The sequence below is a fragment of the Streptomyces sp. NPDC020845 genome (assembly GCF_044334165.1).
In the GTDB taxonomy this organism is placed as follows: domain Bacteria; phylum Actinomycetota; class Actinomycetes; order Streptomycetales; family Streptomycetaceae; genus Streptomyces.
In genome coordinates this window covers 99,883-115,603 of sequence record NZ_JBIRSJ010000010.1, presented here as the reverse complement: position 1 = coordinate 115,603, position 15,721 = coordinate 99,883, and the positions used below count along the sequence as shown (strand labels likewise).

Below are 15,721 nucleotides of genomic sequence, written 5' to 3'. Positions count from 1 at the left end.
CCCGGAAGCCGGAAGGCCCGGCCCCGCATCGCGCGGGAACCGGGCCTTCCGTACAGCTACGGCTGACAGCCTCAGGGCAGGTCAGATCTCGAGGACCTCGTTGACCAGCGCCTGCTGCTCCGCCTGGTGCCGCTTGTTCGACCCCACCGCCGGAGAGGAGGAGTGCGGCCGGGACACCCGGACGAGCCGCTCGGAGGCCGGCAGGTCAGCGCCCACCGAGAGCTCCAGGTGGTCGATCAGGTTGAGCGCGACGAACGGCCACGCGCCCTGGTTCGCCGGCTCCTCCTGCGCCCAGACGAACTTCTGGACGCCGGAGTACTTGGCGATCTCGGCCTGCAGCTCGGCGCCCGGCAGCGGGTACAGCCGCTCCAGCCGGATGATGGCCGTGTCCGTCAGCCCGCGCTTGTCCCGCTCGGCGGCCAGGTCGTAGTAGACCTTGCCGGAGGTGAAGACGACCTTGCGGACCGCGGCCGGGTCGACCGTCTCGTCCCCGATGACCGGGCGGAAGGAGCCGTTCAGGAACTCCTCGGTCTTGGAGGCCGCCGCCTTCAGACGCAGCATCGACTTCGGGGTGAAGACGACCAGCGGCTTGTGGTGCGGGTTGTGGACCTGCCAGCGCAGCAGGTGGAAGTAGTTCGACGGCAGCGTCGGCGCGGCGACCGTCATGTTGTTCTGCCCGCACAGCTGGAGGAAGCGCTCGATACGGGCCGAGGAGTGGTCCGGGCCCTGGCCCTCGTAGCCGTGCGGGAGGAGCAGCGTGACGCCGGAGGTCTGGCCCCACTTCTGCTCGGCCGAGCTGATGAACTCGTCGACGATCGTCTGCGCGCCGTTGACGAAGTCACCGAACTGGGCCTCCCACATGACCAGCGCGTCCGGCCGGGCCAGCGAGTAGCCGTACTCGAAGCCCATCGCCGCGTACTCGCTGAGCAGCGAGTCGTAGACGTTGTAGCGGGCCTGCTCGTCGGTGAGGTAGAGCAGCGGGGTGTAGTCCTCGCCGGTCTCCCGGTCCACCAGCACCGCGTGGCGCTGGCCGAAGGTGCCGCGGCGGGAGTCCTGGCCGGCCAGCCGGACGGGGGTGCCCTCCATCAGCAGCGAGCCGATGGCCAGGGTCTCGCCCATGCCCCAGTCGATCGTGTCGTCCTCGATCATCGCCGCGCGCCGCTGGAGCTGCGGGTACAGCCGCGGGTGGACGGTGATCCGGTCGGGGATGTTGACCTGGGACTCGGCGATCCGCTTGACGACCTCCTGGCTGACGGCCGTGGAGACCGCCACCGGGAACTCCGGCTGAGGCTCGGGGACCTCGGTCGGGGTCGGCTGCGAGGTGGCGTCGCGGACCTCGGTGAAGACCTTCTCCAGCTGGCCCTGGAAGTCCTGCAGCGCCTGCTCGGCCTCTTCCAGGGTGATGTCGCCGCGACCGATCAGCGACTCGGTGTAGAGCTTGCGCACCGAGCGCTTCTTGTCGATCAGGTCGTACATCAGCGGCTGGGTGAAGCCGGGGTTGTCGGTCTCGTTGTGACCGCGGCGGCGGTAGCAGATGAGGTCGATGACCACGTCCTTGTTGAACGCCTGGCGGAACTCGAAGGCGAGGCGCGCGACGCGCACCACGGCCTCCGGGTCGTCGCCGTTGACGTGGAAGATCGGCGCCTCGATCATGCGCGCGACGTCCGTGGCGTACATCGAGGAGCGGGACGCGGCCGGGGCGGCGGTGAAGCCGACCTGGTTGTTGATGACGATGTGCACGGTGCCGCCGGTGCGGTAGCCGCGCAGCTGCGACATGTTCAGCGTCTCGGCCACGACGCCCTGGCCCGCGAAGGCGGCGTCGCCGTGCAGGGCGACGGGCAGGACGGTGAAGTCGGTGCCGGCCTTGCCGATGATGTCCTGCTTGGCGCGGACCACGCCCTCCAGGACCGGGTCCACCGCCTCCAGGTGGGAGGGGTTGGCGGTCAGCGAGACGGCGATCTGCTCGCCGTCCAGGCCGGTGAAGGTGCCCTCGGCGCCCAGGTGGTACTTCACGTCGCCGGAGCCGTGCATCGACTTCGGGTCGAGGTTGCCCTCGAACTCGCGGAAGATCTGCGCGTACGACTTGCCGACGATGTTGGCGAGGACGTTGAGCCGGCCGCGGTGGGCCATGCCGATGACGACCTCGTCCAGGCGCGACTCGGCGGCCGCGTCCAGCACGGCGTCGAGCAGCGGGATGACGGACTCGCCGCCCTCCAGCGAGAAGCGCTTCTGGCCGACGTACTTCGTCTGCAGGAAGGTCTCGAACGCCTCGGCCGCGTTGAGCCGGCGCAGGATCCGCAGCTGCTCGTCGCGCTCCGGCTTGGCGTGCGGACGCTCCACGCGGTCCTGGATCCACTTGCGCTGCTTCGGGTCCTGGATGTGCATGAACTCGATGCCGGTGGTGCGGCAGTACGAGTCGCGCAGCACGCCCAGGATGTCGCGCAGGTTCATCATCGTCTTGCCGGCGAAGCCGCCGACCGCGAACTCGCGCTCCAGGTCCCACAGGGTGAGCCCGTGCTCGATGATGTCCAGGTCGGGGTGCTTGCGCTGGCGGTACTCCAGCGGGTCGGTGTCGGCCATGACATGGCCGCGGACCCGGTAGGAGTGGATCAGGTCGAAGACGCGCGCGGCCTTGGTGACGTCGTCGTCGTGCGAGACGTCGATGTCGCGCAGCCAGCGGACCGGCTCGTACGGGATCCGCAGCGCCTTGAAGATCTCGTCGTAGAAGTCGTTCTCGCCGAGCAGCAGCTGGCTCATGATCCGCAGGAACTCGCCGGAGGCGGCGCCCTGGATCACCCGGTGGTCATAGGTGCTGGTCAGCGTCATGACCTTGGAGATGCCCAGCTTGTTCAGGGTGTCCTGCGACGTGCCCTGGAACTCGGCCGGGTACTCCATGGCGCCGACGCCGATGATCAGGCCCTGTCCGGGCATCAGCCGCGGCACGGAGTGCACGGTGCCGATGCCGCCCGGGTTGGTCAGGGAGGCGGTGACGCCGGTGAAGTCCTCCATCGTCAGCTTGTTCGCGCGGGCGCGGCGGACGATGTCCTCGTAGGCCTGCCAGAACTCGAAGAAGTTCAGCGTCTCGGCCTTCTTGATCGCCGCGACGACGAGCTGGCGGTCGCCGTTGGGCTTGACCAGGTCGATGGCGAGGCCGAGGTTGACGTGCTCGGGCTTGACCAGGGTCGGCTTGCCGTCCTTCTCGGTGAACGAGTGGTTCATCGAGGGCATCGCCTTCAGCGCCTGCACCATGGCGTAGCCGATCAGGTGCGTGAAGGACACCTTGCCGCCGCGGGCGCGCTTGAGGTGGTTGTTGATGACGATGCGGTTGTCGAACAGCAGCTTGACCGGGACGGCGCGCACGGAGGTGGCCGTCGGCAGCTCGAGGCTGGCGTTCATGTTCTTCGCGACGGCGGCCGAGGGGCCACGCAGCGTGACGTACTCCGGACCGGCGCCCGGGGCGGCCGGCTCGGCGGCCTTGGCCGGCGCGGCCTTGGCGGCGGGCGCGGCTGCGGCCTTCGCGGGCGCGGGCGCGGCCTTCGCCGGAGCGGCGGCCGGGGCCGGAGCCGCGGGCTTCACCGGAGCCGGGGCGGCCTGCTGGGCGGCGGGCGGCGCGGCCGGGGCGGCGGGCTTCACCGGAGCCGGCGCGGCACCGTTGCTCACCGGGGCCGGCGCGGCGGCGCCGGTACCGGCCGCCCCCGCAGCGGCCGGGGCCGGCGCGGACTCGGCCACCGCGGAGCTGGTGTCCTGGCCCGGCTTGTAGTCGGCGAAGAAGTCCCACCAGGCTCGGTCGACCGAGTTCGGGTCCTGGAGGTACTGCTGGTAGATCTCGTCGACGAGCCACTCGTTGGGGCCGAACGCGGCGGCAGGGTTACTCCCCTGGCCGTCCTGCTGGTCGGTCGAGACGCTCGAACTGTTGGGGGACTGTGGCGACACGGCGGCAACCGCCCTCTTCCGCTTCCTAAAGGTGGTGGACAGCGGGAATAAAGGCTACGCCTCTCGGGCCCTTACGTGCAGGCCGCACTGGTCATCGTCGCGCAAGTCACATTGATCGGCTGGTTTCGGGGCCTGAGGTGGCGGGAATCACCGCTGGTTCTGGTGCGCGATGGGAACGCGAAAATGCGCCCACACCCGCTCGGATGTGCGCGACCGTCGACGCATGTGCGCCTTCGTTGACGACTTTACGTCAATTTTGATCTCTGTGGGGCGTGGGTTCGTCTAGAAGATCTGCCAGAGCTCAGCGGCCTGTCAGTGGTCTCAGAGCTCTTCAGTGGTCAGGGCTCTTTGGAGTGGGTCCCCGGCAGGCTGACCTTGATCCGGCAGCCCCGGGGCGACTCGGCCACGCCTATTCGCCCCCCGTGCAGATCCACCGCCCAGCGCGCGATGGCCAGCCCAAGACCCGTACCGCCGTCGCTGCCCTGCCCGGGCCCGCGCGGCGCGCCCGGCTTTCCGCCCTGCGCGGACGGGCCGCCCCGGTTGAAGCGCTCGAAGACCCGGTGGCGCTCGGCCTCCGGGATCCCCGGACCCTCGTCCAGGACCTCCAGCTCCAGGCTCTCCGGCCCCTCGCCGCGCCGCGCCCTTACGGTGACGCGGCCGTGCGCCGGGGAGTGCTTCACGGCGTTGTCGATGAGATTCGCCACGACCTGGTGAAGCCGCTCCACGTCGGCGTGCGCGGCCAGATCGGACGGGAAGACGTCCAGGTTGAGGTGCACGTCCTTGCGGGCGTGCGCGCCCGAGCTGCCGGCCGCGTACGCGCTCTTTGCCATGCTGGCCTCCTTGAGGATCCCGGCCAGATACGGCCAGACCTCGAAACGCCGCGCGTACAGCGGCACCACACCCTTGTCCAGCCGGGACAGGTCGAGCAGCTGCTCGACCAGCCGGCCCAGCCGCTCGGTCTGGCGCAGCGCGATGCGCATCGTCTCCGGGTCGGCCTCCGAGACCCCGTCCACGACGTTCTCCAGGACCGCGCGTAGCGCCGCGATCGGGGTGCGCAGCTCATGGGAGACGTTCGCGACCATCTCCTTGCGCTGGGTGTCCACCGCCTCCAGGTCGGCGGCCATCCGGTTGAAGGAGGTCGCCAGGGCACCGAACTCGTCCCCCCGCTGGGCCGCGCTCACCCGGCGGGTGTAGTCGCCGTGCGCCATCGCCCGGGTGACCTCGGTCATCTCGTCCAGCGGGGCGGTCAGGCCGTGCGCCACGAACTGGGTGATCAGCAGCGAGGCGATGATCGAGAAGATGGTGATGATGCGCAGCTCGGTGTCCGAGTGCATCGCGGCGAACACCAGCAGGGTGGTGATGATCACCGAGCCGATGACCAGCGCGCCCAGCGCGGCCTTCACCGACCGGTACGGGTCGAACGGCTTCAGGGCCTCCCACAGCCGGTCCCACAGCCGGTCCCACTGGCGGCCCCAGGCGGCGCGCCAGGTCTCACGCCAGGTGTGGCGCCAGGTCTCGCGGCGCCATGCCTCACGGCGCCAGGTCTCGCGGCGCCAGGTCATGCGGCGCCAGGTCATGCGGCGCCAGGTCTCGCGGCTCCAGACGGCCGTCCGGCGGCCCGAGGGCCTCATGCCGCCGGGGTCTCCAGGGCGTATCCCACGCCGTGCACCGTACGGATCCGCTCCGCGCCGATCTTCCGGCGCAGCGCCTTGATATGGCTGTCCACGGTCCGGGTGCCCGAGGCGTCCGCCCAGTCCCAGACCTCCGCGAGCAGTTGCTCCCGGGAGAGCACCGCGCGCGGCGTGTTGGCCAGACAGACCAGCAGATCGAACTCGGTCGGGGTGAGATGCACATCCACGTTGCGCACCCGCACCCGGCGCTGCGCGTGGTCGATCTCCAGCTCGCCCAGGCGCAGGATGCCGCTGCGCGGGGTGTGCGCGGCAAGCGCCGCCCGCTCGACGCGTCTGAGCAGCACATGCACCCGCGCGGCCAGTTCGCGCATGGAGAACGGTTTGGTCATGTAGTCGTCGGCGCCGACGCCCAGGCCCACCAGCATGTCGGTCTCGTCGTCGCGCGCGGTGAGCATCAGCACCGGGACCGGGCGCCTGGCCTGCACCCGGCGGCAGACCTCCAGGCCGTCGAACCCGGGCAGCATCACATCGAGCACCAGCAGATCCGGCTGCCACGCCTCGGCCGTATCGACGGCCGCCGGGCCGTCCCCGGCCGTCTGCACCTGGAACCCCTCGGCGCGCAGCCGGGCCGCGATGGCGTCCACTATGGTCGGATCGTCCTCGACGACCAGGACCCGGCGCTGTGCTCCCGGCGTGGTCGTGGCGGCTCCGTTGTGGCTGCTGTGAGTCTGCTCCATGCGCCCGCCCCTGCTTTGTTCCGTGAAACCGCGGCTCCTGGCTGGTCAATTGCCCGGCCGCGCGCGCTGGCAAGCAGCGTAAAGGCAGCCTACGCGGCTCGGCTACGCGCCTCGAATCGCGAGGTGAACCACGTCCGGGACACCTCGGGCAACACTGATCTCTTCGGTCCGCACCCCCGTGAAACCGGCATTCCGGAGAGCCTCCTCGAAGGCGGACGAGGGCTGGGCGGACCATACCGCGAGCACACCGCCCGGGGCGAGGCGGGTACGGCAGGCGGCGAGACCCACGGGGGAGTAGAGGCCGTCGTTGTCCTCGGTGACCGTCCAGTCGGGGCCGTTGTCGATGTCCAGGCACAGCGCGTCGTAGCGCTCCGCTGTCGTGCCCGAGTGCAGATGGGCGACCAGATCGGCCCGGATGACCTCGGTACGGGGATCGGCGAGCGCGGCGGCGGAGATCCGGCCCAGCGGGCCGGTGCGGTGCCAGTCGATGACCGCCTCCTCGCGCTCCACCACCGCGATCCGGCCCCACCGCGGCTCGGCCGCCGCCTCGGCCAGCGAGAACCCGACGCCCAGGCCGCCGATCAGCAGCGCGGGCGCCTGGCGGCCGGCGGGCAGGGCGTTCAGCGCGGCGCGGATCAGAAGGCGCTCGGAGCGGCCGTCGGAGGTGTCCATCAGAAAGCACCCGTTGGCGATGATCTCGAAGACGGGCTGTGCGGTGCCGGGGCCGGGGTCCCCCTCGCCGCGCCGGCGCAGCACCACCTCGCCGTACGGGCCCTCGCGACGGTCGAGGGTCACGGGGCGGTCGGGGTCGGCTGCGGTGTCGTACGGAGGGTGCACGGTGGGCAAGGTCCTTCCGGGGGCTGCCGAGGCTGCCGGGGCTGCTGGGGCTTCGGGGCTGCTGGGGCGAATCTACCTATCGGGGCCGAGCCCGGCCCAGGACGGCTGTGGCGGCGTTCACAACTGCGGGGCTGGTGACATGAAATGCGGCCCGGCCGTTGTTGTGCCGGGATGGCGAGGAGAGAGCCGGGACGGCACGAGGAAGGAGCGTCGGCGTGACGGAGACGCAAGCGGCCGGTACGGCGGCCGGTGAACCACGCCGGGCTCTGCGCCCGCCGAAGCGTTGCCGCGCCACCGCGCGCCGCGCGGCCACGGCCTCCCTCTCCGGCCCAGCGGCCCCCGACGCAGCCACACCACAGCTCTTCCCGGCCCCGGCCCCGGCCCCGCGCACCGTACGTACGTGGGCGCGGATCGTGCCCAGTCCGGCGCGGACGCCGTTCACGTTCGGTTATGCCGTGGTCCTGGTCGTCACCGGGCTGTTCGCCCGGCTCGCGGACCCGGACCGAGTTCACGACGTACTGACCCACTCCAGCACCGACGTCGCAAACCTCGCCGATCGCCCGGTGCTGGTGCTGGTCGCCAGCGCGGTGTGGGTCGCGGGCGGGGTGCTGATGCCGTACATCGTCGCCTTCCTCCTCGTGGTCGGGGCGCTGGAGCGGCGGCTGGGCGGCTGGCGGACCGCCGGGGTGTTTCTGGCCGGGCATGTGCTGGCGACGCTGCTGACCGAGCTGCCCGTGGCCGCCTCGGTCGCCGCCGGGTATCTTCCCGACAGCTCGCTGCGCCGGCTCGACTACGGCATCAGCTACGGGCTGCTCGCCTGCACCGGCGCGCTCGCCGGGCTGCTGTGGCCCCGGCTTCGCTGGACGCTGCTCGGCGGGATCACGCTGGTGCTCGTCCTGGACCTGGTGGACTTCGCCGATCCGCTCACCGACTGGGGCCATCTGCTCGCCCTGACGACCGGCGTCCTGTGCTGGCCGTATGTACGGCGGGCCGTTCGGCGGCGTGAGGTTCAGCGGCGCGAGCCGGGGCCCTCCGGGCGGGCGCCGCGCAGCGCGTAGAGGCAGGTGCCCACGGCGAACAGCGCGGCCGCCGTCCACCACGCCGCCCGCTGCGGCCCCGGCTGGACCGACCAGGCCCAGACCGCGCCTTGGCCACCCGGTTCGGCCCGCGCGGTGAAGTAGACCGCGCCGGTGTGCACCAGCATCGGCAGCCAGCTCAGCCGGGCCCCGATGAGCGCGGCGGCCAGGGCGGTGACCCCCACGGAGCCCAGGACGTTACGGGCCATGGCGTACGCCCCGTACACCTGCGGCTCACCCGGGACGGCCATCGCCAGCAGCCCCGCCGCCACCGCCGTGAGCAGCAGCAGCTGGCAGGCGCGCCGCGGCCACCAGGGGCGTACGGCGGTCCGGTCCAGCTCCTCGCTGTGGGTGTACAGGCTCGCCCCGATCGCGGCCGAGACCAGCAGCGGTGCGAGGACGACCACCGGCTGGCGGGCCCGCGGCCCGAGGCCGGACCCCGAGACGAGCCAGTCCGCGAACCAGGCGGTGGCGGGCGCGGCGGCGATCAGGACGGCGATCGTCACGGGCAGGGCGCGCGAGCGCGCGTACAGCAGCAGATTCGTGTTCACGCGGCTCACAGGGCCGTCACCCGCTCCGGGTGGCAGGAGCGTACGGCGGCGAAGTAGCTGCCGAGCCAGCGGGTGCGTTCGTCGTCGGGCATGGCTTCGATCTTCGCCAGCGCGCGGGTGTAGGCCGGTGCGTCCTGGCCGATGGGCGGCTCGGGCCGGGGCATCGGCGCCAGCCATTCGGCCACGGCCTGGCTGAGGTCGTTGTAGCGCTCCGCGTCCGAGACGCCCGGGCAGGACGGCGCCGTCGCGCCGAGGGCGGCGTTGGCCGCGAACATCTCCGGCTCGACGATCCGGTTGCGCCGGAAGTAGTAGTCCCAGCCGAACAGCGTCGCGTCGGTGCGGCGCGCCCGGTGGCCATCGCCCCGGCTCTCGACGATGCGGGTGGGGGCGTTCGGGATGGCGCGCAGTTTCGCGCTCAGCCCGGCCAGCGCCGCGGACGCGTCCGGCAGCATCCGGCTGTGCGCCCGCGAGGCGCAGACGCGCGGCGCGCCGTCGTCGCAGACCAGGGCCGCGCTCGCCGGGTCCGGGCGCCATACGCCGTCGCCCGTCTGCACGATCAGCACGGCCGCGGTGGCCGCGGCGGCGAGCGGCGCGAGCGCCAGCGCGCGGGCGCGGCGGCGGGTGGCGTAGACCAGCAGCGCGGTCGCGGCCAGCCCGGCCATCCAGACCATCGAGACGGGGCCGAACCACCACACCGGCCGGTCCCAGGCGTACACATGCTCCTTGCCGGGGCTCAGCCAGGCGATGGGGGAGTCCTGATTGGCGATGTAGGGGTCGACGCTGAAGACGGCCAGGGCCACCACGGGAGGGGCCAGCCGCCACGGCACGAGCCGGCCGACGAGAAACCCGAGCGCGGCGAGCGAACCGATCGCCGTCGCGTCCGCCGCGAGCATCGACGCGTACGGGCCGCCGACGTCGCTCGCGTACCGCCAGGTCGCGGCCAGGCACACGGCGGCCGTGAGCAGATACCCGACCACCGGCCACAGGACGGTGGGCGCCGCGGCCAGCAGGGTCCGCCGCAGGCGGGCCCGCGACACCGTGGCCAGCAGCTCCTCGGTCCCCCGCCGCCGCTCCCGCCCGCCCTGCCAGCACGCGGCCGCGGCCGCCAGCGGGGCGCCGACGATCACCCCGGCGCTGCGCAGCATGTCGGTCGTGTCGGTCCAGCCGGTCAGCCAGCCGTCGGCCCGGTCGTACATGGCGAACAGCAGGGCTGCCAGCGTGGCGGCCCCGGCGGGCAGGCCGACGCCGCGGCGGAGTTCGGCACGCAGGGGGTGGTTGGTGGTCCGGCTCATCGGGTCACCGACCATCCGGAAGCCGTAGCGGCAGCGCCGGACCGGTGGCGCCGCAGGGCCACGGCGTAGCCGCGCTCGATCGGGTTGTCGCCGAAGTCCTCCGCCCCCGCCTCCTCGCCGAGCGCGGCCAGGGCGTACGGCGTGCCGCGGTAGGCCACCCGGCCCGCACCGATGAGCGTGACCTCCGTACAGGCCGCGGCGACATCCTCGACCAGATGGGTCGAGACGATCACCGTCGCGTCGCGGCCCAGCTCCCGCAGCAGCGCCCGGAAGTCCACCCGCTGCTCCGGGTCGAGCCCGGCCGTCGGCTCGTCGAGGAGCAGCAGATCCGGGTCGTTGACGATCGCCTGGGCGATGCCGACGCGGCGCACCATACCGCCCGACAGCGTGCGGATCTTCGCGTCGATACGGTCGGTCAGTCCGACCCGCGCGACCGCGCGCTCCACGGCGGCGGGCGCGGCGGCGCGCTCCATCTCCTTCAGCCACGCCACGTACGCGACGAATTCGCGCACCGTGAAGCCCGGGTAGTAGCCGAACTCCTGCGGCAGATAGCCCAGCCTGCGGCGTACGGCGGTGCGGTGCGCGGGCGCCGAGACATCGCCGCCGAGCAGTTCCACCCGCCCGGAGCTGGGCGGGGCGACGGTCGCGAGGACGCGGATCAGGGAGGTCTTGCCCGCGCCATTGGGGCCGAGCAGGCCGTGTACGCCGGTGTCGAAGGCGAGGTCGACGGCGTCGAGGGCGGTGGTCCTGCGGTGCCGGACCGTCAGCCCGTGCACGGAGACGGCGCTGTTCACATGCGCTCCAGACGATCGAAGGAAGTACGGCGCAGGGCCAGCAGCCCCGCGCATACGGCCGCTGCCGCTGCCCAGCAGCTCTGGGCGGCGGGGCCGGAGAGGACGGTGACGAGGGAGTCGGACACGGCGTCCGCGAGGGGGACGCGTTCACCGTCGGCCGGGCCCACGAGGAGCGCCGGGGCGCCGACGGCCAGCAGCCAGCCCGCGGTGACCGCGCAGGTGGCGATCCGGCAGCCGACGTACGAGGCGAGGGCGAGCGCGGCGAGCGTCAGCGCGAGCCCCGGCAACAGCCAGGCCGAGGCGGCGGGCGCCCCGGCGGCCGCGGGCAGCAACTGCCCGACGAGGGTCAGCAGCGGCACGGACACGGCGAGCACGGCCGCCGTGCGGGTCAGCAGCAGCCGCAGCCCGCCGGACGGCGTGGACGCGGCGAGCTCATGCATCGGATCGGCGTGCCGCCCGTACGAGACGGCCACCCCGGCGGACGGCAGTACGGGCGCGAGCGCCAGCAACAGCGGCCGCACCCCGGAAACCCCCGCGGCCCGCGCGGCCCCGGCCGCGACGACCCCCGTCACCAGCATCGCCACCAGCCAAGGCCCCCGCACCGCGGGCCCCGCGGCCCACGCCACCCACCCCCGGGACCGTCGGACCGCCCCGAGCCCGAGGCGGAGCCCGAAGCGCCGCGGCCCGCGGTCGCGGCTGTCGGCGGCGGTCGCGGCTGCTTCCTGACCGCGCCGGACGAGGGCGAGGTCGGAGGCCGCCGCGACGAGGTCCGGGGTCTGCGCCTCGGTGGCGGGCCGCGTAGCGATGCTGGCTGGGACGGCGGCTGCCGTCCCGCTCAGGGACGCGGCCTCCTGAGGGCCGTCGGTCGCCGCCCTCCCCTGCGGGGCGGGCCCGAGGGCGCCCCCGGAAGCCTGCCGTGCGACGGCCGGCGCCGTGCCGACGATGTCGGCCGGACCCCGCGGGCCGTCGGCGCGGCCGGATGCCATCGCGCTTCGCGCGGCGGCTTGCTCGGCGTGCCGGGCCGTGGCCGCCGCTCCCGCCTCCGCGAAGGCGGGCGCCGCCGGGTGGTGGGGCGCACCGGGGGCCGTGTCCCGGGCCGCGACGAGGTCCGGGGTCTCCGCCCCGGTGGCCCCGCCCGCCCCCGCGGCCGTGCCGCCGGCAGCGGCGGGCCGGGGGGAGGCGGGCGCCGCAAGGGGCGCTCCCGCATCCGCCGTATCCCGCGCCGCCGCGCCCGTGGCCGCGGGGGCGACGGGCGCCGCGGGGGACGCCCCCGCCGCGCCCTCCGCGGCCTCCGCCCCCACCCCCGCCTCCGCGAAGGCCAGCACCGCCGCCCGGATGTCCGCCAGCGCGGGGGCCGCCGCGCCCGCGCGGACCGCGGTCGAGACGCGTTCCGCGCAGGCGGCGCAGGACTCGACGTGCTTCTCGACCGACCATGCGTCGGTCTCCGGCAGTGAGCCGTCGGCGTACGACGCCGCGTGGGCGGGCGTCACATGCCAGGCGGCGGGGCCGCCGCGTTTGATCAGTCGTCGGAGCGTCATGCGGTGCCTCCGAGAGCGTCCAGGAGGTGCGGGGGTGTGGAGCGCCGCTCGGTGAGGGTGGCGCGGAGTTCTCTGCGGGCGCGTTGGGCGCGGGTTTTGACGGTGCCCTCGGGGATGCCGAGGAGTTGTGCGGCCTCGCGGGTGGTGAGGCCGTCGACGACCGTGGCGCGCAGGACGGCGCGCAGTTCGGGGGAGAGGCGGTCGAGGGCGGCGCCGACGTCCCCGTACTCCAGCGCGTCGAGCGCCCGCTCCTCCGCGGAGGGGGCCGTGGCGCGGGCCGGGTCCGGCTGGTGGCGGGCGTGGGCGGTCTGGGCCCGGGCGGCGCGGGCGGCGGCGCGCTGGGCGTCGACCAGGCGGCGGGCCGCGATGGTCCACAGCCAGCCGCCCGCCTCGCCGCCGCGGTGCGCGTCGGCCGTGCGCCAGGCCGTGACGAAGGTGTCCTGTAGGACCTCGCGTACGGTCTCGGGGTCCTGGCAGCGGCGCGTGAGGCGCGCGTGCAGCCAGCCGGCGTGCCGGTCGTAGAGCGCGGCGAGCGCCTGCGCGTCTCCCCGCGCGACGGCTCGCAGCAACTCCCCGTCGCTTCGGTCTGGCCCCATGGGGCGGAACAGTTTCACGCTCCTCTATCGCTTACTGAAGGGATGGCGGTTCACCATCCGCTGACGCGCTCACACGCACCCCGCGACAGGTGATCGCTCAGAGCGAACAAGGGGCCGGGAACATCGGCGGGCCCTCGTGCATTGAGTCTGCATAGCTCAACTTGCCTGCCGAAGGGGAGATCATGGCTTCGACGTCCACACCGCTCACCCTGCCCGTGCTGCCCCTCGATGACGAGGTCGTGCTGCCCGGCATGGTGGTGCCGCTGGACCTGTCCGACACCGAGGTACGAGCCGCGGTGGAGGCCGCCCAGGCCGCCGCGCGATCAAGCGGAGCCGCCCGGTCAAGCGGCAGCGGCAGCGGTAAGCCGCGCGTCCTGCTCGTGCCGCGCGTCGACGGGACGTACACGGGCATGGGCACGCTCGGCACCGTCGAGCAGGTGGGCCGGCTCTCCGACGGCGACCCGGGCGCGCTCATCCGCGGTGTGCGCCGGGTGCGCATAGGCGCGGGGACGACCGGTCCCGGCGCCGCTCTGTGGGTGGAGGGCACCCAGGTCGAGGAGATCGTTCCGGACCCGCTGCCCGGTGCCGTCACCGAACTGGTCAAGGAGTACAAGGCGCTGGCCACCAGCTGGCTGCGCAAGCGCGGGGCCTGGCAGGTCGTGGACCGGGTGGAGCAGATCGACGACGTCGGTCAGCTGGCCGACAACTCTGGCTACTCGCCGTTCCTGTCCATCCAGCAGCGCGTGGAGCTGCTGGAGACGGCCGACCCGGTGGCGCGTCTGAAGCTGGCCGTGGCCTGGCTGAGCGAACACCTCGCCGAGCAGGACGTCGCCGAGTCGATCGCCAAGGACGTCCAGGAGGGCGTCGACAAGCAGCAGCGCGAGTTCCTGCTGCGGCGGCAGCTGGAGGCCGTCCGTAAGGAGCTGGCCGAGCTCAACGGCGGAACCGGGGCCGAGGCAGACGAGGCTGACGACTACCGCGCCCGGGTGGAGGCCGCCGACCTTCCCGAGAAGGTGCGCGAGGCGGCCCTCAAGGAGGTCGACAAGCTGGAGCGGGCCTCCGACCAGAGCCCCGAGGGCAGCTGGATCCGCACCTGGCTCGACACCGTCCTGGAGCTGCCCTGGAACGAGCGCACCGAGGACGCGTACGACATCGCCGGCGCCAAGGCCGTGCTCGACGCCGACCACGCGGGCCTGGAGGACGTCAAGGAGCGGATCACCGAGTACCTGGCGGTGCGCAAGCGCCGCGCCGACCGGGGACTTGGCGTGGTCGGCGGCCGGCGGGGCGGCGCGGTGCTGGCCCTGGTGGGCCCGCCCGGCGTCGGCAAGACCTCGCTCGGCGAGTCGGTCGCCCGCGCGATGGGGCGCAAGTTCGTGCGCGTCGCGCTCGGCGGCGTCCGCGACGAGGCGGAGATCCGCGGCCACCGGCGTACGTACGTCGGGGCGCTGCCCGGCCGGATCGTACGGGCCGTCAAGGAGGCGGGCTCGATGAACCCGGTCGTCCTCCTCGACGAGATCGACAAGGTCGGCTCCGACTACCGCGGCGACCCCGCCGCGGCCCTGCTCGAGGTCCTGGACCCGGCGCAGAACCACACCTTCCGCGACCACTACCTGGAGGTCGAACTCGACCTGAGCGACGTGGTCTTCCTCGCCACGGCCAACGTCCTGGAGGCCATCCCCGAGGCCCTGCTCGACCGCATGGAGCTGGTCCGGCTGGACGGCTACACCGAGGACGAGAAGGTCACCATCGCCCGCGACCACCTGCTGCCCCGCCAGCTGGAGCGGGCCGGCCTGGAGCCGGGCGAGGTGGTGCTGGAGGACGATGCGCTGCGCAAGCTGGCCGCCGAGTACACCCGCGAGGCGGGCGTACGGACCCTGGAGCGGTCCATCGCGCGGCTGCTGCGCAAGGTGGCGGCCCAGCACGAGCTGGGCGAGCGGAAGCTGCCCGTCACGATCGGCACCGACGAGCTGCGGCCGCTGATCGGCCGCCCGCACCACACCCCCGAGTCCGCTCAGGACCCGGCCGAGCGGCGCACCGCCGTGCCGGGCGTGTCGACCGGGCTCGCGGTCACCGGCGCGGGCGGGGACGTGCTGTTCGTCGAGGCGTCGCTGGCCGACCCGGAGACGGGAGGCGCGGGGCTGACCCTCACCGGTCAGTTGGGCGACGTCATGAAGGAGTCCGCCCAGATCGCGCTCTCGTTCCTGCGCTCGCACGGCGCGGAGCTGGAGCTTCCGGTCGGTGACCTGAAGGATCGCGGTATCCACCTGCACGTCCCGGCGGGCGCGGTGCCCAAGGACGGCCCGAGCGCGGGCATCACGATGACCACGGCCCTGGCCTCGCTGCTCTCCGGCCGTCAGGTGCGCCCGGACGTGGCGATGACGGGTGAGGTCTCGCTGACCGGGCGGGTGCTGCCCATCGGCGGCGTCAAGCAGAAGCTGCTGGCGGCGCACCGGGCCGGGGTGACCACCGTGATCATCCCCAAGCGCAACGAGCCCGACCTCGACGACGTCCCCGCCGAGATCCTGGACAAGCTCGACGTCCACCCGGTCTCGGACGTCCGCCGCGTCCTGGAACTGGCCCTCACCCCGGCGGCCGCCCCGGCCGCCCCGGAGGTTCCGGTGGCGGCGTGACGGACGCCACCGGTGCGGTGGCCCGGGACTCCCGTTCGTACGGAGTCCCGGGCCACCGCTCCTTGTCTGCTGTGCTTGTCTGCTGTGCTCGTCTGCCGTTCTTGTC

Annotated in this window: 11 protein-coding genes; 2 read left to right on the top strand and 9 right to left on the bottom strand. The window is 73.2% G+C overall.

Annotated features, from left to right (window positions below):
• Positions 1 to 81 precede the first annotated feature (81 nt).
• The 4 genes from ACH4U7_RS26520 to ACH4U7_RS26505 form a co-directional block, all read right to left on the bottom strand.
• Positions 82 to 3,933, bottom strand: coding sequence for a multifunctional oxoglutarate decarboxylase/oxoglutarate dehydrogenase thiamine pyrophosphate-binding subunit/dihydrolipoyllysine-residue succinyltransferase subunit (locus ACH4U7_RS26520; protein WP_398530339.1), 3,852 nt, complete (start codon positions 3,931 to 3,933; stop codon positions 82 to 84).
• A 338-nt stretch (positions 3,934 to 4,271) separates the two neighbouring features.
• Entirely contained in the window at positions 4,272 to 5,564 is a 1,293-nt protein-coding gene (locus ACH4U7_RS26515; protein ID WP_398530338.1) for a sensor histidine kinase, read from the bottom strand.
• Positions 5,561 to 6,301 (bottom strand): response regulator transcription factor, encoded by a 741-nt coding sequence (locus tag ACH4U7_RS26510; protein ID WP_089514274.1) that lies wholly within the window; start codon positions 6,299 to 6,301, stop codon positions 5,561 to 5,563. The genes ACH4U7_RS26515 and ACH4U7_RS26510 overlap by 4 nt, the downstream gene beginning before the upstream one ends.
• Positions 6,302 to 6,403: 102 nt before the next feature.
• The gene (locus ACH4U7_RS26505) at positions 6,404 to 7,138 is read right to left on the bottom strand and encodes a spermidine synthase (RefSeq protein ID WP_398530337.1); all 735 of its coding nucleotides are present in this window, start codon (positions 7,136 to 7,138) and stop codon (positions 6,404 to 6,406) included.
• A gap of 215 nt (positions 7,139 to 7,353) precedes the next feature.
• Here ACH4U7_RS26505 and ACH4U7_RS26500 point away from each other — a divergent pair, with 215 nt between their 5' ends.
• Positions 7,354 to 8,196, top strand: coding sequence for a rhomboid-like protein (locus ACH4U7_RS26500; protein WP_398530336.1), 843 nt, complete (start codon positions 7,354 to 7,356; stop codon positions 8,194 to 8,196).
• Here the strand turns inward: ACH4U7_RS26500 and ACH4U7_RS26495 are convergent.
• From ACH4U7_RS26495 to ACH4U7_RS26475, 5 genes are read right to left on the bottom strand one after another with little or no spacing between them, the layout of a single operon-like run.
• The gene (locus ACH4U7_RS26495) at positions 8,148 to 8,765 is read right to left on the bottom strand and encodes a hypothetical protein (protein ID WP_398530654.1); all 618 of its coding nucleotides are present in this window, start codon (positions 8,763 to 8,765) and stop codon (positions 8,148 to 8,150) included. The two genes, ACH4U7_RS26500 and ACH4U7_RS26495, sit on opposite strands and share 49 nt — an antisense overlap.
• A 5-nt stretch (positions 8,766 to 8,770) precedes the next feature.
• Positions 8,771 to 10,057 (bottom strand): hypothetical protein, encoded by a 1,287-nt coding sequence (locus tag ACH4U7_RS26490; RefSeq protein ID WP_398530335.1) that lies wholly within the window; start codon positions 10,055 to 10,057, stop codon positions 8,771 to 8,773.
• Positions 10,054 to 10,833, bottom strand: coding sequence for an ABC transporter ATP-binding protein (locus ACH4U7_RS26485; protein ID WP_398530653.1), 780 nt, complete (start codon positions 10,831 to 10,833; stop codon positions 10,054 to 10,056). Before ACH4U7_RS26485 ends, ACH4U7_RS26490 begins: the two co-directional genes overlap by 4 nt.
• Positions 10,834 to 10,847: 14 nt before the next feature.
• Positions 10,848 to 12,389, bottom strand: a complete 1,542-nt coding sequence (locus ACH4U7_RS26480; protein ID WP_398530334.1) for a zf-HC2 domain-containing protein — start codon at positions 12,387 to 12,389, stop codon at positions 10,848 to 10,850.
• Entirely contained in the window at positions 12,386 to 12,985 is a 600-nt protein-coding gene (locus ACH4U7_RS26475) for an RNA polymerase sigma factor (protein ID WP_398530333.1), read from the bottom strand. Before ACH4U7_RS26475 ends, ACH4U7_RS26480 begins: the two co-directional genes overlap by 4 nt.
• 182 nt (positions 12,986 to 13,167) lie before the next feature.
• On the opposite strand from ACH4U7_RS26475, the gene lon reads away from it, so the two are divergent.
• A complete protein-coding gene (gene lon / locus ACH4U7_RS26470) occupies positions 13,168 to 15,615 on the top strand; it encodes an endopeptidase La (protein WP_398530332.1) in 2,448 nt (815 codons plus the stop codon).
• Positions 15,616 to 15,721: the final 106 nt, after the last annotated feature.